The sequence below is a fragment of the Parabacteroides merdae ATCC 43184 genome (assembly GCF_025151215.1).
Taxonomy (GTDB): Bacteria; Bacteroidota; Bacteroidia; order Bacteroidales; family Tannerellaceae; genus Parabacteroides; species Parabacteroides merdae.
Map to the genome: position 1 here is coordinate 839,699 of NZ_CP102286.1, position 26,433 is coordinate 866,131.

Sequence of the window (26,433 nt, forward strand, 5' to 3'; positions counted from 1 at the left end):
TGAAACGGTCTAAACAAATTATTAGGTATGATACGAAAACTTTTGATTCGGGATCTGACTCTCCGGGATGGTCAGCAATCTGCTTTTGCGACGCGAATGTCACAAAAACAGATAGACAAAGTGCTTCCTTTTTATAGGGAAGCCGGTTTTTATGCGATGGAAATATGGGGGGGTGCCGTGCCCGATTCTATCATGCGATATTTGGGAGAAGATCCCTGGGAGCGGTTGGAGAAAATAAAAGCTTCGGTAGGGAATACCTCTAAGTTGACGGCCCTTTCACGCGGGCGTAACTTGTTTGGTTACAATCCTTATCCCGATAAGATTATTAAAGGCTTCTGTCGCAATTCTATAGAATCCGGATTGGATATCATGCGCATATTTGATGCGCTGAATGATGTGGAGAATATAAAATCGACAGTCAAATATGTAAAACGCTTCGGAGGAATGGCTGATTGTGCCGTCTGTTACACGATTGATCCGTATCACTCGGCTGTTGAAAGAATTGTCGCAGCTTTACACGGGCATCCGTTGCATAAGCCTGTTTTTACAAATGAATACTTCTTGGATAAAGCGCTTCAAATGGAGGCTTTAGGAGCCGATATGATCACGATTAAGGATATGAGTGGCCTGATTCCACCGGGAAGAAGCGCTGAAATAGTACGTTTGTTCAAAAAACATCTCAAAGTTCCGGTAGATTTTCATACTCATTGTACGCCAGGATATGGTCTGGCTTCGGTTTTGGCCGCTATTGTCAACGGGGTGGATGTTGTCGATACCAATATCTGGTATTTCGCTGGTGGAACGGCTGCTCCGGCAATCGAACTGGTGTATGTGTTTTGTAAGAAAATGGGGATCGAGCTGGATATCAATATGGAGGCGATCGCGAAAATCAATGCTCATCTGTTGGATATCCGCAAAGAGTTGTCTGTTTTCGATATGGCAAAACAACTACCTAAGCCATTTAACCCTTTGACAGACAGAATACCGACTGAGATCGACCGTTTTTTTAACGATGCGATCGACGCAGCCCGGAAAGACAAAGAGGAAGATTTGCTTATCTTCTGCCGTGCCATAGAAGAATATTTTGGTTTCCCCGAACCGAATGAACTGGTGAAGAAGGCCCAGATACCGGGAGGTATGTATACGAATATGGTAGCTCAGTTGAAGCAATTAGGACAGTTGGACTTGTTGGAAAAAGCAATGTCGTTGATCCCCCAGGTGCGTATGGATGCAGGTTTGCCGCCTTTGGTAACGCCGACAAGCCAGATCATCGGGGCTCAAGCAGTATCGTGCGCGTTGGATCAACTGAAAGGACGTCCGATGTACAGTAATCCGTCCAACCAATTCGTCGCTCTGGTAAAAGGAGAGTATGGAAAGACGCCGGTTCCGATTGATCCGGAATTTCGTTTGAAGATTACGGGTTCGCGGGATGAGGTCCCCTATGATCCTTCCGATTATGAAATGCAGGAGAATCCCGTAATAGAAGAAGTTGGTGTCCAATTGGCTGAGAACGAAAAAGAGGTCTTGCTTCTGGAGCTTTTTCCGATGATGGCACATAATTTCCTAGCGAAGAAGAAGCAGAAACAAGCACATGTTGCCACATGATATCAGATTGTTTTTATGTATTTAAGAGCTTTTCCCCGGCTATTTGTCCGGAGGAAAGCTTTTTTGTTTTACATTTGTCTGCCGGAAATAAGCTGGAGTCGAAATGGGAAAGAGGTACAGGATAATTCTGTTTTTGTTTTTTACTGCAAATATGGTTTTTGCGGAAAGTAACCTCGACTCTTTATTAGTCAATTTGGATCAAACGATTCTCCAGCATGAGATTTATAAAGACAGGAGAGAAGCCCGGATCCGTGAATTGAAAGGAAAAGCAACCAAGACAGCTCCGAACTCTATTGCCGCTTACCAGCTCAACGATAGCATTTATCGGGAATATAAATCTTATATGTGCGATTCGGCTGTCCTCTATCTGACCAAAAATATCAGGATCGCCCGTAATTTGCGTGATCAGGAGCGGGAGTACAAAAGTAAATTGCTGTTAGCCTCCCTGCATGCTGCAACTGGCATGTATCAAGAAGCGATCGATGTATTGGAGGAAGTCCGCCGTGAAGATTTGCCAGCTTCTCTTACCCGTGATTATTACGCCTGCAAAGAGCAGGTATACAGGGAGATCTCCGGTAATTCCCGTGATCCGCAAAGTATACGCCGCTATGAAGATAAATCTTTCGTCTATCGGGATTCTTTAGCGATGATGTTGCCGGAAGGTGCCGGCAAGCGGGTTGAGTTGCAGGAACTGGCTTTGAGGGCTGACGGACATACTGATGAAGCCCTTCGGATCAATGATACACGTTTGGCAAAAATTCCGTTCGGAACTCCTGAATATGCACTTACTTCTTATCAGCGTGCGATGATCTACCGCCAGAAAAAAGATCGGGAAAAAGAAAAGTATTATTTGGCCCTTTCTTCCTTGTCGGATATTCAGTCGGCTATCACAGATCATGCTTCCTTGTGGATGTTGGCTGATTTATTGCTTAAAGATGGCGATATCGAGCGTGCTTATCATTATATCCGTTTTTCTTGGGATGAGACGAACCGGTTTCGTGCCCGCTCAAGAAGTTGGCAGAGTGCGGATATCCTTTCGTTGATCGATAAGAACTACCAGGCTACGATAGAAGGGAAGAACCGGATACTGGTCGCATATCTGACGCTGATCAGTGTACTTACCTTGTTATTGATCTCTGCCATCGTCTATATATATCGGCAGATGAAGCGACTGGCGGAGGCCCGCAATCATTTGCAGGAGACAAACGAGCAGTTGAAGGTGCTGAACGGCGAATTGTATCAGATGAACGATCGTTTGCAGTCCGCCAACCTCGAACTGTCTGAATCCAACCGGATCAAGGAGGAATATATCGGGCGTTTCATGAGTCTGTGTTCTTCTTATATCGATAAACTCGACGGTTATCGCCGTATGGTTTATAAAATGGTTTCTTCCGGACAGATCGGGGAACTGGTTAAAGTTACCCGATCGTCAAAGGGTTTGGAGGCGGAGCTGAATGCACTTTATAAAAATTTTGATACTGCATTTCTCCATCTGTTCCCGAATTTTGTGACACAATTTAATTCACTTTTGCTTGAAGATGAGCAGGTGGTACTGAAAAGGGACGAGTTGCTGAATACGGAACTTCGTATTTTTGCGTTGATCCGTTTGGGGATAAACGACAGTTCTCAGATAGCCGAATTCCTTCGCTATTCGGTGAATACCATCTATAATTATCGGGCAAAAGTAAAGAACAAGGCATGCGTTTCCAGGGATGATTTCGAGAATTTAGTCCGGGAAATTCATTAATCCTTTTATATTTGATCCACTTTTTTAGTAATATAAAAGATTTGTATCTTGTTGTTAGATAAATATTTGAGTGTTTTGTCTGTCCACTTATTTATTCACCGTCTCCCTTAGCTTTCCTTTTCTTCTTAATTTTGAATCACACATTTCAGGTCAGCAGATTATTCATTAAAAAAGTAATACGCATGGAAAAGAACATAGGGGAGTATCTTTCCCGCAAAAGTACGGAAGTGATTGCTATAGTGGCTTGTATCGGTTTGATCATAACTATTATTCTGGCTGCCGGGTCAATCAGGACTGAGCAGGAGAAGGCTCATATGGTCTTGCATTCAAGCTGTCTGCAAACGAAATAGGCAGATGCTTGTTTTCTAAAAAGAGTGTTTTAATTTCTCTATATATAATTTATATCCGGTTCCTGTGCATAGTAGTAGGAATCGGATTTTTTTTATGTGTCTGATAATCAGAAATGGAGGAATGAAATACGAAAAAAGTAAAAAGAAATGAAATGAAAAACTTGCATAATTCAAATAAACCATCTACTTTTGCACCCGTCTTAGAGACAAGGAGAGATGGCAGAGTGGTCGATTGCGGCGGTCTTGAAAACCGTTGAACTGAGAGGTTCCGGGGGTTCGAATCCCTCTTTCTCCGCTGAAAGCAGCAAAAGCTGCTTTTTACGTTTTATGGAGGCAGGTTGCTTCTTGATATACATAATCAACCGAAAAGGAGAGATGCTCGAGTGGTTGAAGAGGCACGCCTGGAAAGCGTGTAAACCCCTAAAGGGTTTCGCGGGTTCGAATCCCGCTTTCTCCGCAAAGTCCTGATGATTTATTATCGTCGGGACTTTTTCTTTATGGGATTAATTAACGGTATTTTGAAATAAGATATGGATTCTTTATCTTTGCAAAAAGTTTTTTAGGGAAGGAATGTTAGTAACTACCGTGGATAAAAAGATAAAGTTTTACCAGCGTGTGATTTTGATGATCATGTTGGTCTTTATGCCGTTTTATTCAGTTGGCAGCGATTTCTTTCTGGAAGGTTTCCCAAGTTCTTCCATCGAGGTGGTAGAGAATGGAGTGCATGATGTACTTGATTTTGACGATAATGCCTCGTTGCGTACTGTCCGGCAGGAACAGATTCAAATCCAACAGTTTGTTGCAGACTTTATAGCCGACTGGCTGACTATAATAAATGTGCATGAGCTGATTCATTCTCTTGAATTGCAGCAATGTGCATTCTTACCTATATTTTATCAACTTCATAAAACCCAGAGTTTTGTCTGGTTTTGTTCCTATCTGATTTAGGTCTTATCCGATTCTTTTTATTTTTCAGAGCGTGTATGGGTATGTTGTGCCGGTATGCGGAAGGTTTTGTCGTATCCCTGATATTGCACGCTTTATCATGTTTATAATTATAACCTAAAAATAAACTAATCAGAAACGATTTATGACGAGAAGATTATTTTTTAACTATTTACCTTTTTTGTTTTTAATAGCCAGCTTTTTTACCTCTTGTAACCGGAGCCATGAAAAAAAATCCGGAAGTAAAGACAATACGCTGGTGGTGAAGCTGGTAGCTACGAGTATCGAAGTGGCTCAATCGTATGTAGCCGATGTGCAGGCTGTCCAGTTTGTGGAGGTTAAACCGAAAGTGGAAGGGTTCGTTGAAGATGTCTTGGTTGACGAAGGAGAGCACGTGAAGAAGGGACAGGTCTTGTTCAAGCTTTCCTCTGCCGAACTGTATGAAGAGGTCAAAGAGGCGCAGGCCAATTATAAGCAAGTGCAGGCCGAGTTGAAAATGGCGGAAGTCGAAGCGGACCGTGTAAAGCGCTTGGTGGAAAAGGACATCATTTCGCCGATCCGCTTGGAACAGGCATTGGCGGAAGCCGATGTCGCCCGTTTGCGGGTACAGCAGGCCAAATCGCGTTTGCTTCGTGCGGAAACGAATTATTCCTATACGACCATCACGTCTCCTTTCGAAGGGTATGTGGACCGTATACCGTTTAAGGTCGGTAGCTTGGTCACGCCGTCCAGCTTGTTGACCTCCCTGACGGATGTTTCGGAAATGTTTGCCTATTTCAAGATCAACGAGAAAGAATATCTTGAATATAAACGTACGCAGTTGAGCGGAGTGGAACAGCCGGAGTATAACAACCTGGAGTTGATCCTGTCGGATCAGACAACCTATCCGTACAAAGGAACGGTCGAAACCGTAGAAGGTGATTTTGAACGTGGTACGGGTTCCATTGCTTTTCGTGCGCGTTTTGCCAATCCGGACCGCCTGTTGCGACATGGTGTTTCGGGTAAAATCCGTATGCTGACAGAAATGGAAGACGTGATACTGGTCCCGCAACGTTCGACATTCGAGATTCAGGATTTTACTTACGTGTATACTGTTGATGAAGAAGGCAAAGTGAGTGTCCGCAGTTTCGAACCACTCTCTCGTCACGGTGCCTATTATGTAACGAAAGACCTGCCTGACAATACGCTGATCGTTTATGAAGGAGTCCAGCAAGTGAGTGACGGGATGGTTATTACGCCTGAGATTGTGGATGCCGAAACGGTCCGTAAACAATTGGAATTGTCTGATGAAGTCGAAAATAATAAGTAAGCCGTATGTTTGAAATATTCATCAGACGCCCGATTCTGTCCGGTGTCATTTCTGTTGTGATTGTTTTTCTGGGTTTGCTGGCTATTACCTCTTTGCCGATTACCCAGTTTCCCGATATTGTTCCGCCTTCCGTTACGGTGACGGCCCGTTATACGGGAGCCAATGCCGATGTGATGGCTAAAACTGTGGCGACTCCCTTGGAACGTGCTATCAATGGTGTGCCCGGAATGACCTATATGACGACCGTTTGTACGAACGACGGTATGTCGCTGACGACGATCTATTTTAAGGTAGGAACCGATCCGGATGTCGCCTCCGTGAATGTGCAGAACCGTGTGACGACAGTCCTCGATGAACTTCCCGAAGAAGTGATCCGTGCCGGTGTGATTACCGAGAAAGAGGTAAACAGTATGTTGATGTATCTGAACATCATGAGCACGGACAGTTCGCATACCGAGAAGTTTGTGTACAATTTTGCCGATATCAATATCCTGCGTGAGCTGAAGCGAATCGATGGGGTCGGTTTTGTCGAGATCATGGGAAGCCGCGATTATGCGATGCGCGTGTGGCTGAACCCCAACCGGCTGGCAGCCTATAATATGTCACCGCAGGAGGTGACCGCCGCTATCCGTTCGCAAAATATCGAAGCTGCTCCTGGGAAGACCGGTATCAGTTCGGATAAGATTCCGCAGCAGTTGCAATATGTATTGCAATATAGCGGGAAGTTCAGCACTCCCGAAGAATATGGCGAGATCGTGTTGAAGGCGTTGCCGGACGGTTCGGTTCTCCGGTTGAAGGATGTGGCGACGATTGAGTTCGATTCGGAAGACTATAATATGATTTCCATGACCGACGGCAAGCCTTCCGCCTCTATCATGATCAAGCAGCGTCCGGGTTCGAATGCCCGTGAGGTGATTCAGAATATCAAAGCCAAGATGGAGGAAATCAAGGAAAGCAGTTTTGCCCCCGGAATGGATTATAATATATCGTACGATGTTTCGCGATTTCTGGATGCTTCGATTTCGGTTGTGCTCCGGACACTGTTGGAAGCCTTTTTGCTGGTGTTTATCGTGGTATATTTGTTCCTGCAGGATTTCCGTTCGACGTTGATTCCGGCGATAGCCGTTCCTGTTTCGCTTGTCGGGACTTTCTTCTTTATGCAGATGTTGGGCTTCTCCATCAATATGCTGACACTGTTCGCACTGGTGCTGGCAATCGGTATCGTGGTCGATAATGCTATTGTCGTGGTGGAGGCGGTACATGTGAAGATGCACAACGAAAAACTTCCACCGGCAAAAGCCACCGAAGCCGCCATTCGTGAAATCGGCGGGGCGATTATTGCCATTACTTTGGTGATGTCTGCCGTGTTCGTTCCGGTAGGTTTTATGTCCGGTACGGTCGGTATTTTCTATCGGCAGTTCTCGTTGACATTGGCGGTGGCGATTGTTATTTCGGGCGTGAATGCCTTGACGCTGTCTCCCGCACTCTGCGCCTTGATGCTGAAGCCTGTCTCGCATGACAAAAAGGTGAAGAAAAGTTTGTTGGCGCGTTTCTTCGACGGATTCAATAAGCGCTACGATCATCTGGAACGCCGTTATAAGATCAATCTGCGTTTGTTCCTGAACAGGCGTTTCCTGACCTATGCGTCGTTGATTATTTTCTGTCTGGCAACATGGGGTATGACGTTTGTGTTGCCTTCGGGTTTTATCCCTAATGAAGACCAGGGAATGATCTATGTGAATGTCGATGCGCCTCCCGGAGCGACTCTCGAACGTTCGGAAGCTGCTTTGAGCAAAGTGCAGGCCGCTCTGTTGCCGTTGGAAGAAGTGGAAACGGTTTCCACATTGGCAGGCTACAGCTTGATGACGGAAACGGAAGGAGCCAGTTTTGGCATGGGGATGATCAACTTGAAGCCTTGGAACGAACGCGAGCAGACGGCCGAGGAACTGATGCGCGTCTATGCTGACCGCGTGTCGCATATCAAGGATGCGGATATCCAGTTCTTCCTTCCACCGACGGTTCCCGGTTTCGGTAATGCCAGCGGTTTCGAACTTCGTTTGCAGGATAAGACTGCCGGGACATTTGCCGAGTTGGACGAAGTGGCCAAATCGTTTGTGGCCAAGCTGAATGCCGATCCTCGTTTGTCGGGTGTCACATCCGGTTTCAATCCGAACTTCCCGCAATATCTGTTGCGGGTCGATCTGGCCAAAGCGGCAAAACTGGGAATTGATGTGAACGAGTCGATGGAAACTTTGCAATCCTATGTCGGGAGTTTCTATTCTTCCAACTTCGTCCGTTTCGGGCAAATGTACAAGGTGATGTTGCAGGCTGCTCCCGAATATCGTATGAATCCGGAGGATCTGTTCGGTTTGTATGCTAAAAATAAAGAGGGGAACATGGTTCCGTATTCCAACTTCATGACAATGGAGCGCGTGTATGGTCCGAGTCAGATTACCCGTTATAACCTGTTTACTTCGGCCATGATTACCGGTGAACAAGCACCGGGAGTCAGCTCGGGTGAAGCCTTGGAAGCCGTAGAGGAGATTGCTGCCGAAGTGTTGCCGAGAGGCTACGATATAGAATGGTCCGGCGTTGCCCGTGAGGAGAAAGAATCCGGTGGACAATCCTTGGTTATTTTCGCGATCTGTCTGGTCTTTGTCTATCTTCTTCTGGCGGCCCAGTATGAAAGCCTTTTGCTGCCGCTTCCGGTTATCCTCTCGCTTCCGGCAGGTGTGTTCGGATCATTCCTTTTACTATATGCGGTGGGACTGGAGAATAATATTTATGCTCAGGTGGCACTCGTGATGCTGATCGGCCTCTTAGGTAAGAATGCGATCCTGATTATCGAGGTGGCGAACCAGTGCCGCAAGGAAGGCGTCAGCATTATGGGAGCGGCCATCCAAGGGGCAACCAGCCGTTTGCGTCCGATTCTGATGACTTCTTTTGCTTTTATCAGCGGTTTGATCCCGTTGGCGGTAGCCAGTGGCGCTGGTGCTTTGGGCAATCGTTCCATCGGGACGGCGGCGGCCGGAGGTATGCTGATCGGTACGTTCGTGGGGATCTTCCTGATACCGGGGCTTTATGTGATATTTGAATCGTTGGCAACTTACTTAAAGGAAAAGAAACAAAAAGCAAATGAAGAAGAATATGAGTTTTAAGATAATTGCTACAGTTGGCTTGTGGGCCGCGATCGGCCTTACAGCTTGCAAGGCTCCGCAGCTCTCTCCGGATGGGGAACGTGCCGTACTGCCAGAAGGAGATGGGCATACCTATGACACTGCATTTGTAAAGCCGTTGGAGTGGAATGTGTTTTTCCAGGATTCCATCTTACAAGGATATGTGGAGGTCGCTTTGCAGAATAACTATTCGTTCAAGCAAAGCATGGAACGGGTGACAATGAGCCGGGCCAACCTGCAACGGGCAAAAGGCTTGCTATTGCCTGAAGTTAGCCTCGGCATCGGGACTTCGGTCAACCGTTTCGGCGAATATACGATGGACGGAGTGGGGAATAGCGAGACTAATGTTCCTTCCTTGGCGAAAGACAAACATATCCCGGACCCTTACCGTGATTTCGGACTTTTCCTGAATTTCCAGTGGGAAGCGGATATATGGGGGAAGCTGACACGTAAGAAACAGGCGGCTGTAGCTCGTTGGATGGCTTCGGTTGAGGCAACCCGTTTTGCGCAGTCGGTCCTGATATCCGAATTGGCTGTCCACTATTATGAACTGATCGGTTTGGATAAACGTCGGGATGTCTTGGAAGAAGCCCATATCAGTTCCAAACGTTCGTATGAGCTAACTCGCCAGCTGAAGAAGGAGGGGGCCGAGACGCAGTTGGCTGTCGACCAGTTTCATGCCCGTATGCTACTGATAGAAAGCAAACTGTTGGAAAATGACCAACTGATCGGGGAGAAAGAGCGTGCGATAGCCTGCCTGTTAGGTGTCTTTCCGTTTGAAATCAGGCGTATGAGTTTTGAAGAGCTGCGTCAGATCCCTTTCCCGCTATCAGACGGTGTTCCGGCGAACATGCTGACCTTACGTCCCGACGTACGGGCCGCCGAGATGGAATTGCTGGCTTCAAAGGCGGATGTAATGGCGGCTAAAGCAGCCTTCTATCCTTCGTTGGTGTTGGGTGCGGGAGGCGGCTTCAATAGCTTTGATCTTGGCAAATGGTTCACAGCGCCTGCTTCGCTGGTTTACGATTTGGCAGCAGGAATTACTGCACCAGTCTTCCAGCGGAACCAGATTCGTTCGATGTGGAACGAGGCGCGTGCTTCGCAACGGATTGCCTTGTCGCAATATCACGAAACGGCCTTGAAGGCCTATACGGAAGTATTGGATTTGTATTGTGCCGGTCTAAACCAAGTGGAGCGTGTCCGCCTGAAAGAAGTGGAGACCGTAGCTCACCAACGTTCGGTCACCAATGCCAATGAACTTTTCAAATTGAATTATGTCGGCTTCCTCGAAGTGCTCTCTGCCAATGAACGTTATCTGGATAGCGAATTGGAACGTATCGACATCATCACCGACCTTTGCCGGAAAAAGATCCTTCTCTACCGGGCGTTGGGCGGTGGTTGCTAAAGCTTTTAGACGAAAAGACGGATGTAGAAGGTTTGCATCCGTCTTTTTGGCTATCATGGAATTTTTGTTTCATCCAGATGAAACTTTTTATACTTTTGCATCGTTCTTAAAAACTGAAATGAGAAATGGAACATGCTCCTAAGATTAACAAAGTAGAGGTCCGTACTTTGCAGATGGCGGACTACCGACAATTATCTCAATCTTTTACAAGAGTTTATTCAGACGGCTCGGATGTGTTTTGGACACGTGAGCAAATCAAGAAGTTAATCACTATTTTCCCGGAAGGGCAGGTGGTTACGGTCGTGGATGATAAGATCGTGGGGTGCGCCTTGTCTATCATTGTCGATTACGACAAGGTAAAGAACGACCATACTTACGCCTTTGTTACTGGAAACGAAACCTTTAATACGCATAATCCAAAAGGCAATATCCTGTATGGAATAGAGGTCTTTATCCATCCCGATTACCGGGGCCTGCGTTTGGCACGGCGTATGTATGATTATCGGAAGGAATTGTGTGAAAGCCTGAACTTGAAAGCGATTATGTTCGGCGGACGTATCCCGAATTATCATAAATATGCGGATACGATGCGCCCGAAGGAATATATTGATAAGGTCCGTAAAAGAGAAATTTATGATCCGGTGCTGACTTTTCAAATATCGAATGATTTCCATGTTCGTAAAGTGATGACGAATTATTTGCCGAACGATGAGGAATCCAAACATTATGCGACTCTGTTGCAATGGGACAACATTTATTATCAGCCGACTCCAGAAATAGTTTCGACCAAGACGACCGTTCGCGTCGGCCTTGTCCAGTGGCAGATGCGGCCTTACAAGGGGCTCGATGATGTGTTTGAACAGGTGGAATTTTTCGTGGATGCCGTATCTGATTACAAGAGCGATTTCATACTTTTCCCCGAATACTTCAATGCCCCTTTGATGGCTAAGTTCAACCATATGAGCGAGTCGGAAGCGATCCGTGAGCTGGCGAAATACACGGACGAGATGCTGAATCGTTTCATCAACTTGGCGATCAGCTACAACATCAATATCATTACCGGGAGCATGCCGTTGATCAAAGACGACGGGTTGTATAACGTCGGTTTTCTCTGTCGCCGTGACGGTAGCTATGAGACATATGAGAAAGTTCATATTACGCCTGATGAAGCGAAGAGCTGGGGACTTTCCGGAGGTAAGATGGTGCGGACTTTCGAAACGGACTGTGCCAAGATTGGTGTCCTAATCTGTTACGATGTCGAATTTCCGGAATTGTCGCGTATCATGGCGGACCAGGGAATGCAGATCCTGTTTGTACCCTTCTTGACCGATACGCAAAACGCCTATTCGCGTGTCCGTGTTTGCGCGCAGGCACGTGCGATCGAAAACGAATGTTTTGTCGTCATAGCCGGTAGTGTCGGCAACTTGCCCCGTGTCCATAATATGGATATTCAGTATGCACAGTCAGGTGTCTTCACTCCGTGCGATTTTGCTTTTCCGACAGACGGTAAAAGAGCTGAGGCGACTCCGAATACGGAAATGATCCTGGTGTCGGATGTGGATCTCGATTTGCTGAATGAATTGCACACGTACGGAAGTGTTCGCAATTTGAAAGATCGCCGGCACGACCTGTATGAAGTGAAGATGAAGCGGAAGTAGCAGAAAGGTGGCGAATAGGTCCCTTGTTTTGTCATTTTGTTGTGATTTGTAAGACTTTTAAGATGTTTTATAAGTAACATGCTTTTGATGGTTAGAGAAAAATGTTATATTTGTAGACAAATGACTTCAAAATAACATTCAATAATCCTTCCTCAAAAGTATTTGCTTATGATTAAAAGAAGATTACTTTCGTATGACATTTCGCAATTGACAAAAGCATTTAAAAAAGATTTTCCCCAACTGGTAACGATGGCGGAAGAAAGTGAGAGCGCAGCGCTTTTTAAAGAAGCCTTGCGCTCTTTTGTTTCTTCCCGTATTGACAGGACGGTTGGCGGGAGCAATATGGGAAATGCCGTGGCGAAGCGTATTCTTCTGTTGATCGAACATGACGGTATGATGGTCTCCGAGCTTTCAACAGGTGAGGAGATACCGGTATGGACGATTACCTGCCTGTGGCAGTTCCTGGCCGGGAAGCTGGAGGAAGATGTTTCGCCGGACTTCTTTATCGACCTGTACCGGCAATTCGAATTGCTGGAGAAGCCGGAGGAAATCGTTCCGGACCGTTCGCTTGTCAAACGGCAGATGAACCGTTGGCCGACCGGACTGGACGAGGAGGTGATGGCGATCCGTCACTCCAACAAAGAGCGAATCATTGCCGGGTTGATACGTAAGATCGAACGGCGTCATGCCCCGACCTCTCGGTTCCAGTTTACGGAAGGGATGAGCTATGCCGAGAAATACGTCAAAGTGCAGGAATGGTGGAATACCGGCCGTTTCCATCTTGCGATGGCTTTCAAAAGCCCGACGGAACTGAACTATTTCCTTGGCGGTTCCCTGTCGGCTGGAACGATGGACCTGTTGGCACGTGCTCGTAAGAAAGGCATGCCGTTTTTTGTGACTCCTTATTACCTTTCCCTGCTGAACACGAATACAAGCGGATATGACGATGCAACTATCCGCTCTTATATCCTTTATTCGGAAGAGCTGGTCGATACATACGGCCGGATCAAGGCGTGGGAGAAAGAAGACATTGTCGTGTCCGGACAGCCAAATGCTGCAGGATGGTTGTTGCCGGAAGGACACAACATACACCGTCGTTATCCGGAAGTAGCGATCTTAATCCCCGATTCGATGGGGCGTGCCTGTGGCGGGCTGTGCGCTTCCTGCCAGCGGATGTATGATTTCCAGAGCGAGCGCTTGAATTTTGATTTCGAATCTTTGAAACCAAAGGAAACATGGGATAAGAAACTGCGTCGGTTGATGCGCTATTTTGAAGAGGATGCGCAGCTTAGGGATATCTTGATTACTGGAGGCGACGCGTTGATGAGTCAGAACGCGACGCTCCGCAACATACTTGATGCTGTCTATAAGATGGCGGTCCGGAAACGAAAAGCCAACGAGAGTCGTCCCGAAGGGGAGAAGTACGCTGAGTTACAACGGGTCCGCTTGGGTTCTCGCCTGCTTGCCTACTTGCCTCTCAGAATCACGGACGAACTAGTCGGCATCTTGAGGAGTTTCAAAGATAAAGCCTCACGTGTCGGTGTTACGCAGTTTATTATCCAGACACATTTTCAATCCCCGTTGGAGGTCACGCCGGAAGCAAAAAAGGCGATCGAGGCGATTCTCTCCGCCGGTTGGATCATCACTAACCAGTTGGTCTACACCGTTGCCGCTTCTCGGCGTGGGCATACGGCAAAACTTCGTCAGACGTTGAATGCGATGGGGGTGGTGTGCTATTACACTTTTTCGGTTAAGGGTTTTCACGAGAACTATGCCGTGTTCGCTCCTAATAGCCGTTCTTTACAGGAACAGCAAGAAGAGAAAGTTTTCGGCCTTATCCCCAAAGAGAAGCAGAAGGAACTGTATCGGCTGATCCGCTATGAGCGACCCTTAGGAAAGAAATTGTCCGGTTTTTTGAAAGAGAACCATCTTCTTTTTGCTGCCACCGACCGCAGTGTGTTGAATCTTCCAGCCATCGGCAAAAGCATGACTTTTCGGACGGTCGGTTTGACAGCAGAGGAAAAGCGTATCCTGAAATTCGACCACGACACCGGACGCCGTCACAGCCCGATTATCGATCGGATAGGAGAAGTCTACATCGTCGAGAACAAGTCCGTCGCCGCCTACCTGCGCCAATTACAGGATATGGGTGAAGATGTGCGGGAGTATATCAGTATTTGGAATTATTCCGAGGGGGGGACTGAACCTCGTTTCAGTATTTACGAATACCCCGACTATCCATTTGATGTTACAGAAAAGATGACAAATCTTGAGCTATAAAACGAGTAATTATTATCTTTGTTCGTGCTAAACCAATATAAAATGATACAGAACGAAAGAGAAATACGACACGAGTATGTGTTACAGGCTGTTCGTCAGATGATGACAGCCGCTCGGACAGCTCCGAAAGGGAAAGGCATCGATATTATTGAAGTGGCGATGGTGACGGATGAAGATATCAAACGCCTTTCCGAAGAGCTTGTCATCATGTCCGGCGAAACCGGTTTAAAATTCTTTTTGCGTGATGCTGACAATATTCTTCAGGCTGAAGCCATCATGATTGCTGGTACGCGCCAGCAGGTTCAGGGTTTGAATTGCGCGCACTGCGGGTTTCCGACTTGTGTGGAGAAGCCGGAAGCCGTCCCTTGTGCGATTAATTCGGTGGACTTGGGCATTGCGGTCGGTTCGGCTTGTGCCACGGCGTCGGATTTGCGCCTGGATACACGTGTGATGTTCAGTGCCGGTATGGCTGCACAGCGTTTGGGAATGTTGGGCGACTGCAAATGTGTGATGGCGATTCCGGTAAGTGCGTCCTCGAAAAACCCGTTCTTCGATCGAAAACCCAAAACAGAGTAAGTTATGATAAAGTTTGATAACAAACTCGAACTGCGGTACTACTTCAATGATAAGTCAAACTACATGGATGCCATGATCAAACATCGTTCAGAAAAGGAGGTACTCTCGCTTGTTCGGACGTTAGCAGACATGTTGGATATCAAAATGACTGTCTATTGCGAGTCTTTTGCCCAACAGGAGGGCTTTCGCGAAATCTGGTCGGTGGCAGGTGAAAACAGCCGCCTGATCTCTGTTCTCCTTAACTTGTTCATGCAGGTATGGACGCGTCCGTCCCTTTTGGTCGGTGGACAACCGGTTGTGGACCGTTCGGTGGCCGACGAGGAAAAGATGCAGCGCGAAATTGCCTTATTGCGTAGTAATTTGAGAAAAAAAATACCCGGTATTACCGTGACGCGCGAGTTGGTGGAACTGCTCAGTGCATCGCCGCGTTTTTGTAAATGCAAATCGAACTTTTACGAAGCTGTACGCGGTTATCCGAAGGTGACAAAGTTCACTTTACGCGAACTGAACGAAAATAACCGCAGCCGTTCGGGATCGTTGGAGGTCAAACGCGAACAGTTTGACTATTACATCCTCCGTTCCGACGAATTGCCTCCTGTTAAAGACAACAAAGCAACGATAGAAATCATCTCACCTGTGCTGAAAGATGCCCGTTACCGTTGGAAAGGCATCTACAACAAGGGCGGCGAGACAATCGACTTTTACATGTGCGACGAAGATTTCAAGAAAGATATGTTCGATGAAAAGATTGCCTTCAAGAGCGGTATGTGTATAGATTGTGTGCTAGAGATACAACGGAAGATGAGTGAATTAGGTGAAGTGGTTAACATCAGCTACACGGTCGAGACGGTGATCCGTACCCGCTTCGATAAGATGGAAATCATTACGCCGCAAGGGAAACGCCACCTCAGGAAGCTCGAAGCTGAGAAAAAGCAGTTGACGCTTGATCTTTTCGGATAATAAACCGTCTTTTCGTCCGTGAATTGACAGTTTTATAATCTTAAAAAATGGAATGTTTTTTATGTCTCCAAAGCGTCCATGTAATTAATAAATAAGAGAATGGTAAAAGCAAAAACGGTATATGTTTGCTCCAACTGTGGGGCTGACTCTCCGAAATGGATCGGGAAATGTCCTTCCTGCGGGGAGTGGAACACGTATGTTGAGGAGATCGTGGTAAAGGAACCGGTCGGAAAGCGGGCACTTTATGGCGTTTCGGATGGTGGCAAAGTGCGTCCCGTCCTGCTTCGAGATATTACTTCTGAAGAGGAGACGCGTGTCGACCTCGGAGACCGGGAGTTGAACCGTGTTCTTGGCGGCGGTCTGGTAAAAGGATCACTGGTCTTGATCGGCGGGGAACCGGGTATCGGGAAATCGACCCTCGTCCTGCAAACCGTTTTGGGGTTGAAGGGACTCCGCACGCTTTACGTCTCCGGCGAGGAGAGCAGTCGCCAGTTGAAACTCCGTGCCGACCGCATCGCGCACGAGAATCCAGATTGTTTCATTCTCTGTGAGACCAATCTCGAACAGATATTCGTACAGACCAAGAACGTTCAACCCGACCTCTTGATTATCGACTCGATACAAACCATTTATACGGAGGTGGTCGAATCTTCTCCCGGAAGTGTTTCGCAGGTACGCGAGTGCAGTGCGGCTATTCTGAAATATGCGAAGGAGAGCGGCACACCTGTCCTTCTGATCGGCCATATCAATAAGGAAGGGAGTATTGCCGGGCCGAAGGTGTTGGAACATATCGTTGACACCGTACTTCAATTTGAGGGTGACCAGCATTATATGTATCGTATCCTCCGCAGCATCAAGAACCGTTTCGGAAGCACGGCGGAATTAGGTATTTACGAGATGCGCCAGGATGGTCTTCGCGAAGTCAGTAACCCTTCAGAACTACTCCTAACGCAGAATCATGAGGGATTGAGCGGCGTGGCGATCGCGGCTGCGATCGAGGGGATCCGTCCCTTCCTGATCGAAACACAGGCGTTGGTGAGTTCTGCTGTCTATGGGACGCCTCAGCGTAGCGCGACAGGATTCGATCTTAGGCGTATGAACATGTTGCTCGCGGTGCTCGAAAAGCGTGCCGGATTTAAGCTGGTTCAGAAAGATGTCTTTTTGAATATTGCTGGTGGGCTGAAGGTGAATGATCCGGCGATCGACTTGGCGGTGATCAGTGCAATTCTTTCTTCTAGCCTCGACATTTCGATCGAGCCGGGTATCTCGATGTGTGGCGAGGTGGGGCTTTCGGGAGAGATCCGTCCGGTGAACCGTATCGAGCAGCGCATCCTAGAAGCGGAAAAATTGGGTTTCTCGCGCATTATCATCCCGCACAATAACCTGAAAGGTTTCGACACATCCAAATGCAAGATGCAAATCGTGCAAGTGCGCAAGGTGGAAGAGGCTTTCCGGCAATTGTTCGGATAAGTTTATATGTATATGAATAAAAGTGTTGTTTATCTATTTGTAAGTGTTTTCTTCTTGTTTACAAGCTGCGAGTATCGGCTGGGGGAGAATTTTATGGATTTTGAAAAGTGGCAGGCTGATTCGGTTGCGATGAGTGTGGACTTCTATGGTCCGTTTATCCATGATTTGGAAAACAAAATCTTTGTGGTGGAACATAGTGGTAATGCTGCTTGCCAAATCAGTCCGTTGCTCGGATTTGAGGTTGAGAAGCAGATCGTCCGCATTGGAGAGATGGAATGGGAAAGCGATGGGACACGATGTGATTTCATGCTGGATGTGGATCTGATTCCGAATGGCTCTTATGAGTTGTCGTGTGAGGTTTTCGCCCGGACGAATAATGGGACGGTTGCCGGACAGGTCGGGGCCGAGCGATATGTGGAAAAGCGTAGTTGGCCTCTCAAGATAAACGCGCGTACCGAGTCGGAGTTCTCTTTGCGGCATCGTGTGAATGAAGAAGGACTGATCGAAATATTTTGGGAGGTAGACGGGGCACTCCGTGCCGGATTCGACCATTACCAGATAGAGTTCAGTACGATTGACGAGAATGCTCATTCAACCTATATCACGCAAAGGTCGGATTTCGACAAATGTTTTTATGCCGATAAGCGATATGCTGGGGAGAAGGGGGTATATAAGGTCTATATTTATTTCAAGTCGGAAGCCGACCGTCCCCGTTCGCTTGGATCGCTTGATTTGGAGCAAGCTGAACCAGAGGTGCAGGTAGAATATATGAAGGAAGATCGCATACGCTTGTCCTGGACATATCCTTACCATTCGGCAGTCGATGTCGTCTATGGTGGTGAAATCGTGGCGGAGAAGGTGACGGACGGCATTGCGGAATTTTCTCTTGCCGGGCAGGAAGTGCGTGTGGTTGAATTGCGTTTTTCTCCCGTCGGTGACTGGGGTTATAAGAATGCGAATTATTCGTTTAACCTCGAAAACTGTCCGAATATATGAAAAAGGTATTGTTATTTATAGCCATTCTGTTCTTTTTCGACCGTTTCGGGCAGGCTCAGTCGTTGACAATCGAATATAATATCGGTCACGGTTCGTATCAGATGTCCGATATGAAAGATATATTGAAAAATCAGATGCTTCCTGTTACCAATGTACAGGTTACAGATAATTTCCCCGGTTATGTGACGCAGGATGCCCGTGTCGGAGTCGAATGGCGGCGCCATCATGTGGGAGTTCTTTTTAACTATATGAATACGGCGGGCAAGAATGGAGTAACGGATTATTCCGGCTCTTGCGACTACGAGCTGCGTAACAAAGGATATAAGCTCGGTGCTTTTTACCACTTCTGTCTGGTGAAGGAAAAAGTCAGTATCTTTACATTCGAGCCGTATGTGGGGCTCTCGACTGGTTTTGTGCTGAACAAGGTGAACGAGATAAACCGCCTGTTCGTCGAGTCCGACCCGGAAGTTGGATACCGGAAGGATAATACTTTTTCCGGCAGGAATTTCTTTGTGGAGCCTACTTTTGGCATCAAGTTTAGCCTATGCCGCTATGTTGCATTAAACATGAGTATCGCTTATGAATGGGATGCTGTGATGCAGGAGCATCAGAGTCGGAATCCAGATTTTCCATCGACTTTCAAAGTGGATTGGAGCGGATACAGGGCGCAAGCCGGTTTGATTTTTTGTTTGAATTTAAAGAAGTAACAATGATACAAGAATTACAACTCCGTATATTGCCTGAAGAAGCAGTCAGCGAACAGTCGCTGAAGCAGGTGGTGGCTCGCGAGACGGGAATATCTGTCCCGTACATCCACACCGTTCGGGTACTAAAACGTTCTATCGATGCACGTCAGCGTACGATCTATGTGAATGTAAAACTGCGTGCTTTTATCAATGAGCAGCCAGATGAACCAGAATTTCAATTGGTGGAATATAAAGACGTATCAGCAGGGAAGCCTGTCGTGGTGGTAGGAGCGGGGCCGGGTGGTTTGTTTGCCGCTCTTCGTCTGATTGAGCTCGGCCTACGTCCGATCGTGATCGAACGTGGAAAGAACGTGCGCGAACGTAAAAAGGATATCGCTCTGATCAGCCGTGAGCATAAGGTGGACGGAGAGTCCAACTATAGTTTCGGTGAAGGGGGAGCCGGTGCCTATTCTGACGGCAAACTTTACACCCGCAGCAAGAAACGAGGTTCGGTCGACAAGATTCTGAATGTCTTTTGCCAGTTCGGGGCGAGCACTTCGATTTTGGCGGACGCCCATCCGCATATCGGTACGGACAAGTTGCCGCGCGTGATCGAGAATATCCGCGAACAGATTATCCGCTGTGGTGGGGAGGTCCATTTCGAGACACGAATGGATGCCTTGGTCATCCGGAACGGGGAAGTCGTAGGTGTCGAAACGAATACGGGCGAGAACTTTCTGGGACCGGTCATCCTGGCAACCGGTCATTCCGCCCGGGATGTGTATCGCTACCTCCATGACCGGCAAATCCCTATCGAAGCCAAAGGCATTGCTGTCGGCGTCCGTTTGGAACATCCGCAGATGCTGATCGACCAGATACAATATCATCGTAAGGAGGGCAGAGGAAACTATCTGCCGGCAGCCGAATATAGTTTTGTGGCGCAAGTCGGCGGACGGGGAGTCTATTCTTTTTGTATGTGTCCAGGTGGTTTCGTCGTCCCGGCGGCAAGTAGTTCCCGCCAGGTGGTAGTCAATGGAATGTCTCCTTCCAATCGTGGTTCCCGCTGGGCGAATTCCGGCATGGTGGTGGAGATACGCCCGGAAGACTATTCCGAATTGATGAAACACGAAGAAATGGCGGTCAGCAAGGATTCGCCGCTCGCTTTGATGGCTTTCCAAGAACGTTTGGAAGAACTTTGCTGGCTGAACGGCGGGATGAAGCAAACCGCCCCTGCACAGCGGATGGTTGATTTCGTGAATAAGAAAAACTCTTTCGATCTTCCCGAATCCTCTTATACGCCCGGTCTGCTGGCTTCCCCGTTGCATTTCTGGATGCCGGAGTTCGTCACCGGCCGCTTACGTGAGGGCTTCCGCCATTTCGGTAAAGTATCCAGAGGCTTCCTGACCAATGACGCGGTGATGATCGGGGTGGAAACCCGGACCTCTTCGCCCGTCCGTATCTTGCGCGACAAGGAAAGCTACCAGCATATAACCTTGAAAGGTCTTTTTCCTTGTGGAGAAGGCGCCGGCTATGCAGGCGGAATCGTCTCTGCTGCTATTGATGGTGAACGGTGTGCGGAAGGGGTTGCCGGATATTTATCCCTTGTTTAAAGCATATATGTTAATAAGTAAACAATTGATTCCATTCAAATGTTATTTTGCATAATGAAAACAGTGGGATAAATACGTTGGTTTTGCAGGATCCGAGGACGGAATACGTTTTCTGTTTGTGACAGGACTGGGCATTTGATCTGTTTTTGTATCTTTGTAGCGTAATGCTTTTACGTTATGAGGAAAACATATTTGATCACTCTTTTGCTTTGTTGCTTTAGTGCCTTGCTGAATGGGGCTGTTTCACCTTTTTCTTTTTCTTCTTTAAAAATGGAAGAAGGTTTGTCGCAGCTTTCCGTCTTGAAAATACATCAGGATAAGAGCGGTTTCATGTGGTTTGCCACGCGTAACGGCTTGAATCGTTATGACGGTAATTCTTTTGTCGTGTATAAACATAGTAATGGCGACTCATTAAGCTTGTCCAGTAATCATGTGACAGCATTGGCTGAAGATGACCGTGGAAACTTGTGGGTAGGCACGATGAACGGTCTGAACCGGATGGATTTGAGGGTGGATCGTGTATATTCTCTCAACGATATGGCTGCTTATAAGCAGTCTCCCCTTTATCATACGTGGATTTCAAGCTTGTATGTGGATAGACAAAAGCGTTTTTGGGTTGGAACAAATAAAGGTCTATACTTGTATGATTATGAGAATGATTCGTTTATCTTGAACGACTTGGAGGGAGAACTGCCACGTGACCAGATTATGGTTATCAACGAAGACCATGATGGCAATCTGTTAGTCGGAACTTTACAAAACGGACTTTATATCTGTGACAGTAAGTTGAATCTCTTGTCTCATTATTTTAAAAATACGACTCCCTTTTCATTAACGGATAATAATATATCTGCTATCCATGAAGACAGCGAAGGACGTCTGTGGGTGGGAACCCGTTCGGGTGGATTGAACCGGATCGACACGGAGACAAATGCTGTTACGCATTATACTGCTTGGAACGGCAGACTGGGAAATAATTCGGTTCGTACAATCAATACTTATAATGGTCAACTAGTGGTCGGAACTTTTAACGGATTAAGTCTTTTGAACTTGGTGGACGGTTCATGTACGACCTATACGAATTTTGACGAACAAAAAGGAGGCCTTAGTCATTTTTCCGTCTTTTCTGCTTTCGTAGATAATGCGAATACGTTATGGATTGGCACATACGCTGGAGGTGTCAGTTACAGTAATCCTTTGAACAGCCGTTTTACTTTTTACGATTTGCAGGGTGGTTCAGACAAGCTGTTTGGAATCTTTGCCACGATGGCCTATCAGCCGGACCATACTTTGTGGATTGCTTCGGAAGGGCGAGGCCTACTTTCACTGGATTTGAATACAGATATGTTTGAACGTTTTCTGCTGGATGCTCGGCCGAATGCTCTGAATGATCGGAATATTATCAAATCTCTGTTTGTGGAGGGCGATTTCGTTTGGTGCGGAACGCAGAAAGGCACTTTATACCGATTCGATACCCGGACAAAGAAATTCTCTCTTTTTTATACTTTTCATAAGGAGGTTAGTATTTATACGATCACGCGTTGCAGTGATGGTGCATTGTGGTTGGGAACGACAGACAACACGGGAATTGTCCGTGTGTTTCCGGACGGCAGGATCGCTCCGTCGGATTCTGTTTTCGCCTTGTTGCCAAGTGTACGCAGTTTCCTGGAGATACGGGACGGTGTTTATTTGGTAGGTATGCATACCGGCGGACTGGCGCTCTACGATTCCCATACGCATAAGTTGATAAAATATAATACTCGTGAGGAAGGTTCCCGGAAGTTATACAACGACCAGGTAAGTAATATCGTAAAGGATAGGGAGGGGCGAATCTGGATCGGTACTTTCGGTGGAGGTTTTTGTCGCTTTGACGAAGAAAAAGGCATTATGGAGTGGTTGACGGCCGTCGAGGGGCTGAGCGACGATAATATCAATTCGATAATTCCCGGAGACGACGGGAAACTTTGGATCAGTACCGGTAACGGTATTTCTGCCTACGATCCTGAATCGCGCCAGTTTACCAATTATATGGGTAGAAGCGAGATCCCAGTTAATGAATTCAGCATGAAAGGCGGCATCAAATTGCCCGGTGACCGAATCTATTTCAGCGGAAGCAACGGCCTTGTCTCCTTTTACCCTGAACGGTTGATAGAAAACCGTTTTATACCTCCGGTCGTACTGACCTCTTTTACGGTTAACAATAAACCGGTTGTTCCCGGCGACCCTTCGGGGTTGCTCGATAAAGTTCTTGATTATACGCAGGCGATAGATCTTGATTATAATCAGAATAACTTCTCTGTTGGGTATGCCGCTTTAAACTATCTTTATCCGAATCAGAATAAATATGCTTATATGCTAGAAGGGTATGATACGGACTGGAATGATGCTGGTTCTCGAAAGGAGGCTTTCTATACGAACTTGAAACCGGGAGATTATGTTTTTCGTGTTCGCGCCTCCAATAACGACGGTCTTTGGAACGATGAAGGGCGGTCGTTGTCGATTCATATTCGGACTCCATTCTGGCAGACCTGGTATGCCTATATGTTGTATCTGTTGATTATAGGTGGCATCTTTTATGTGGTCTGGTATTATCTGCATATGAAACGTAAGCTGGAACAGGACCTGGTCGAAAAGCAGAAGGAGCAGCAGCGGCAGGAGGAGTTCCATCAGTCCAAAATACGCATGTTTACCAATTTTTCGCATGAATTGCGTACACCGTTGATGTTGATCCTGTCTCCTTTGGAAGAGGTGTTGCAACGGGTAGATATGAACCCGAACCTGAAAGGTTCGTTGCGTCTAGTCTATGGAAATGCCCAGCGTCTTTTGTTGCTGGTGAACCAGTTAATGGATCTGAGGAAGAACCAGAGTGGTAACCTGCAACTACGTGTTTCGCATAATGATCTGTATCTGTTTACGCAGGAGATATATATTGCCTTTAATCAGATTGCGGTCAAGGAACGGATTATCTTTCGTTTGGAATCCGATGAGTCGGGAATAGATGCGTGGTTCGACCGTGTTTTATTGGAGAAGGTATTTTTCAATCTTTTGTCGAACGCTTTCAAACATACGGCTCCGGATGAGTCGATAACCATTCGTTTGCAATTGTTCTCAGTTGCCGGATTGCAGGAGCAATTTCCCGGCAGGATAAGTGGGGAAGTTCGGGGGACTTCTCGATATGTTTGTCTGTCTGTAGAAGACACAGGGAAAGGGATAGACGATTCCGACAAGTTTCATATATTTTCCCCTTTTTACCAGGGAACGGATGAAAGTGAGTCGAATACGGCTGGAACTGGTATAGGGTTGAGTCTGGTACTCTCTATCGTGAAATTGCATAAAGGGGTTGTATGGGTAGAAGACAACAAACCAAAAGGGGCTGTATTCCGTGTCTTGATTCCGGTAAACCGCGAAGTATATGCTCATGAGCAATTTGCAGAAGATGACTCTTCTGCGAGGAATCCCTATGGAGGAATTGAAGTAGCTGAGGATGAATCCAAAGTCCCTGACAATATGCAGGAACAGCTGCCTGTTTCCGGTCAGCGTTATACCTTGTTATTGGCCGAAGATAATCCGGATGTCCGTCGGTATATCTGCAAACATCTCGAACCTTATTTCGATGTGCTTGAAGCGGAGAACGGGGTAGATGCTTTCAATAAAATTGCAGAAACCTTGCCGGATCTGGTGGTAAGCGATATTATGATGCCGAAAAAAGACGGCTTGCAACTTTGTTCGGAGATCAAGCAGGATTTGCGGACCGGACATATCCCGGTTATCATCATTACGGCGAAATCGATGGTGATGCATATCAAAGAGGGATTTCAGTGTGGTGCGGACGATTATATCGTGAAGCCTTTCAATATGGAGGTCCTGCTGTGTCGTATTCGGAATATCTTGGCTTCTCGTGAACGGTTGAAGGAATTGTATGGGAAAAAATTTTCGTTGGAGTCATTGGGTTTCGAGACGACATCGGCGGACGATACATTTATGCAAAAATTGTTCGGGGTGATTGAGCAGAATCTTTCCAATCCGGGGTTGAATGTGGAGATTCTATGTAAAGGAGTCGGTATGGGACGTGCCAACTTCTATAGGAAGCTGAAAGCGATAACCGACCTTTCGCCGGTGGATTTGATCCGTAACAAACGTCTTGAGATTGCTGCAAGAATGCTGCTGGAAACGGATATGAACATATCTGAAGTTTCTGCCAATATCGGTTTCAATTCCCATGCTTATTTTGCTACTTGTTTCAAAGCGATGTACGGCATGTCGCCGACCGAATATGTGCAACAAAATAAAAAAAATCTATATCATGTATAAATTATTACTTTATGTTATTTTTTTGTTATTTTGCCAATGCAAGAGAGATCATTCTTTAAAGGAAGAAGTGACGGATTTACTCCGAACTGAAATTGTTATTCGTGGAGATAAAGCCTTGGCAGAAGAACCTGTGACCATTACTGCATATAGAGCGGAAAGGAGTGCCGGAGGGATTCATGATTTCTACTCCGAAGGCGATTATTGGTGGCCCAATCCGATAAATCCGGATAGTGCCTATATACGTCGGGATGGGCAGACAAATCCCGATAACTTTGTTGCTCACCGTCATGCCATGATCCGCTTCAGTTCGCTGGTTGGCGACTTGACCTCCGCCTGGCTGGTGACGAAAGACGAGAAATATATTCGGCAAGCGGTTAAGCATATCCGCGCCTGGTTCATCGCCCCCGAAACTCGGATGAATCCAGACCTGCAATACGCGCAGGCGATCAAAGGGATCGTGACAGGACGGGGGATCGGTATCATCGATACGATCCATCTCTTGGAGGTCGTGCAATCCCTTATCAAGATGGAAGAGGCCGGCGTTCTTGCTGTCGAGGATGTGGCTGGTAGCCGTACTTGGTTTTCCGATTATCTGAAATGGTTGACAACGCATCCTTACGGGGTAGACGAGATGAATGCTAAAAACAATCATGGAACTTGTTGGGTGATGCAGGTAGCCCAGTATGCTAAATATACCGGCGATAAGGAGATTCTCGACTTTTGCCGGAACCGTTACAGGTCTGTTCTGCTTCCTTCACAGATGGCGGAGGACGGCAGTTTTCCGCTTGAACTGAAACGGACGAAACCGTACGGCTATTCCTTGTTCAATCTGGATGCCATGGCTACGATCTGCCATATTCTTTCGGACGGGGAAGATGATTTGTGGCAGTACTCGATGGACGACGGTCGCAATATGCAAAAGGCGGTTGCTTGGCTATTCCCGTATATAGCAGATAAATCGAGCTGGCCTTTTGCCGAAGATGTCATGTTTTGGGATGAATGGCCGGTTGCCCAGCCTGCCCTTTTATTCAGTATTTGTAACACATCTAATAGGACTTATCTGGAAATTTGGAAAAGTTTGGAACATTTTCCGACAAACGATGAGGTAATCCGTAACTTGCCGATCCGACATCCGTTATTGTGGCTATGAAAACGGTTTAAAAAATGGATCTATTTTCTTTCAATATTGTATCTATTTTCTGAAACCCGCTTTGAATGCGGGTTTTTAATTTTTTGCCAGAACTGAATTTTAAAGTAAAAGAGATAAATTTTAAATAGATCGAAACCGCCATCTCATACATTTGCAACTAAAGAAAAACACAAAAAGTTTCAATCTTAATAACAATATT

Annotated in this window: 17 protein-coding genes and 2 tRNA genes; 18 read left to right on the forward strand and 1 reads right to left on the reverse strand. The window is 46.7% G+C overall.

Translation table 11 applies throughout. The annotated features are described in order from the left end of the window. The first annotated feature begins 27 nt into the window (after positions 1 to 27). The 5 genes from NQ542_RS03340 to NQ542_RS03360 all read left to right on the forward strand — a co-directional run bounded on the left by NQ542_RS03340 (position 28) and on the right by NQ542_RS03360 (position 4,159). Entirely contained in the window at positions 28 to 1,605 is a 1,578-nt protein-coding gene (locus tag NQ542_RS03340) for a carboxylase (RefSeq protein WP_005639068.1), read from the forward strand. A gap of 103 nt (positions 1,606 to 1,708) precedes the next feature. Then, complete coding sequence (locus NQ542_RS03345) at positions 1,709 to 3,352, forward strand: DUF6377 domain-containing protein (RefSeq protein ID WP_005639072.1); 1,644 nt, start codon at positions 1,709 to 1,711, stop codon at positions 3,350 to 3,352. A gap of 182 nt (positions 3,353 to 3,534) precedes the next feature. Beyond that, positions 3,535 to 3,702 (forward strand): hypothetical protein, encoded by a 168-nt coding sequence (locus NQ542_RS03350; RefSeq protein WP_005639074.1) that lies wholly within the window; start codon positions 3,535 to 3,537, stop codon positions 3,700 to 3,702. A gap of 210 nt (positions 3,703 to 3,912) precedes the next feature. Continuing rightward, a tRNA-Ser gene (locus tag NQ542_RS03355) sits at positions 3,913 to 3,997 on the forward strand. A 74-nt stretch (positions 3,998 to 4,071) separates the two neighbouring features. Next, a tRNA-Ser gene (locus NQ542_RS03360) sits at positions 4,072 to 4,159 on the forward strand. Between the two features lie 197 nt (positions 4,160 to 4,356). Here the strand turns inward: NQ542_RS03360 and NQ542_RS03365 are convergent. Then, positions 4,357 to 4,545 carry a hypothetical protein gene (locus NQ542_RS03365; protein ID WP_172676521.1) on the reverse strand — a complete coding sequence of 63 codons (189 nt, stop codon included), beginning with the start codon at positions 4,543 to 4,545 and terminating at the stop codon, positions 4,357 to 4,359. A 247-nt stretch (positions 4,546 to 4,792) separates the two neighbouring features. Between NQ542_RS03365 and NQ542_RS03370 the strand changes: the two genes are divergently transcribed. From NQ542_RS03370 to NQ542_RS03430, 13 genes are all read left to right on the forward strand, one after another. Continuing rightward, a complete protein-coding gene (locus tag NQ542_RS03370) occupies positions 4,793 to 5,956 on the forward strand; it encodes an efflux RND transporter periplasmic adaptor subunit (RefSeq protein ID WP_005639081.1) in 1,164 nt (387 codons plus the stop codon). A gap of 5 nt (positions 5,957 to 5,961) precedes the next feature. Continuing rightward, on the forward strand, positions 5,962 to 9,114 hold the full coding sequence (locus tag NQ542_RS03375) for an efflux RND transporter permease subunit (RefSeq protein ID WP_005639083.1): 3,153 nt from the start codon (positions 5,962 to 5,964) through the stop codon (positions 9,112 to 9,114). Then, positions 9,092 to 10,537, forward strand: a complete 1,446-nt coding sequence (locus NQ542_RS03380; protein WP_005639085.1) for a TolC family protein — start codon at positions 9,092 to 9,094, stop codon at positions 10,535 to 10,537. The genes NQ542_RS03375 and NQ542_RS03380 overlap by 23 nt, the downstream gene beginning before the upstream one ends. Before the next feature lie 125 nt (positions 10,538 to 10,662). Next, positions 10,663 to 12,195, forward strand: a complete 1,533-nt coding sequence (locus NQ542_RS03385; protein ID WP_005639087.1) for a carbon-nitrogen hydrolase family protein — start codon at positions 10,663 to 10,665, stop codon at positions 12,193 to 12,195. 168 nt (positions 12,196 to 12,363) lie between these two features. Continuing rightward, entirely contained in the window at positions 12,364 to 14,475 is a 2,112-nt protein-coding gene (locus NQ542_RS03390) for a KamA family radical SAM protein (RefSeq protein WP_005639088.1), read from the forward strand. Between the two features lie 42 nt (positions 14,476 to 14,517). Then, the gene (locus NQ542_RS03395; RefSeq protein WP_005639089.1) at positions 14,518 to 15,051 is read left to right on the forward strand and encodes a ferredoxin domain-containing protein; all 534 of its coding nucleotides are present in this window, start codon (positions 14,518 to 14,520) and stop codon (positions 15,049 to 15,051) included. A 3-nt stretch (positions 15,052 to 15,054) separates the two neighbouring features. Then, entirely contained in the window at positions 15,055 to 16,011 is a 957-nt protein-coding gene (locus tag NQ542_RS03400; RefSeq protein ID WP_005639090.1) for a hypothetical protein, read from the forward strand. Positions 16,012 to 16,110: 99 nt separating this feature from the next. Then, complete coding sequence (gene radA, locus NQ542_RS03405; protein WP_005639091.1) at positions 16,111 to 17,481, forward strand: DNA repair protein RadA; 1,371 nt, start codon at positions 16,111 to 16,113, stop codon at positions 17,479 to 17,481. 12 nt (positions 17,482 to 17,493) lie between these two features. Next, positions 17,494 to 18,477: a hypothetical protein gene (locus NQ542_RS03410; RefSeq protein ID WP_005650050.1), complete on the forward strand. Its 984-nt coding sequence runs from the start codon at positions 17,494 to 17,496 to the stop codon at positions 18,475 to 18,477. Continuing rightward, a complete protein-coding gene (locus tag NQ542_RS03415) occupies positions 18,474 to 19,184 on the forward strand; it encodes a hypothetical protein (RefSeq protein WP_005639093.1) in 711 nt (236 codons plus the stop codon). The genes NQ542_RS03410 and NQ542_RS03415 overlap by 4 nt, the downstream gene beginning before the upstream one ends. Before the next feature lie 2 nt (positions 19,185 to 19,186). After that, on the forward strand, positions 19,187 to 20,773 hold the full coding sequence (locus NQ542_RS03420) for an NAD(P)/FAD-dependent oxidoreductase (RefSeq protein WP_005650049.1): 1,587 nt from the start codon (positions 19,187 to 19,189) through the stop codon (positions 20,771 to 20,773). A 177-nt stretch (positions 20,774 to 20,950) separates the two neighbouring features. Then, on the forward strand, positions 20,951 to 25,084 hold the full coding sequence (locus tag NQ542_RS03425) for a hybrid sensor histidine kinase/response regulator transcription factor (protein ID WP_005650047.1): 4,134 nt from the start codon (positions 20,951 to 20,953) through the stop codon (positions 25,082 to 25,084). Beyond that, positions 25,077 to 26,234, forward strand: coding sequence for an alginate lyase family protein (locus tag NQ542_RS03430; protein ID WP_005639096.1), 1,158 nt, complete (start codon positions 25,077 to 25,079; stop codon positions 26,232 to 26,234). Before NQ542_RS03425 ends, NQ542_RS03430 begins: the two co-directional genes overlap by 8 nt. Positions 26,235 to 26,433: the final 199 nt, after the last annotated feature.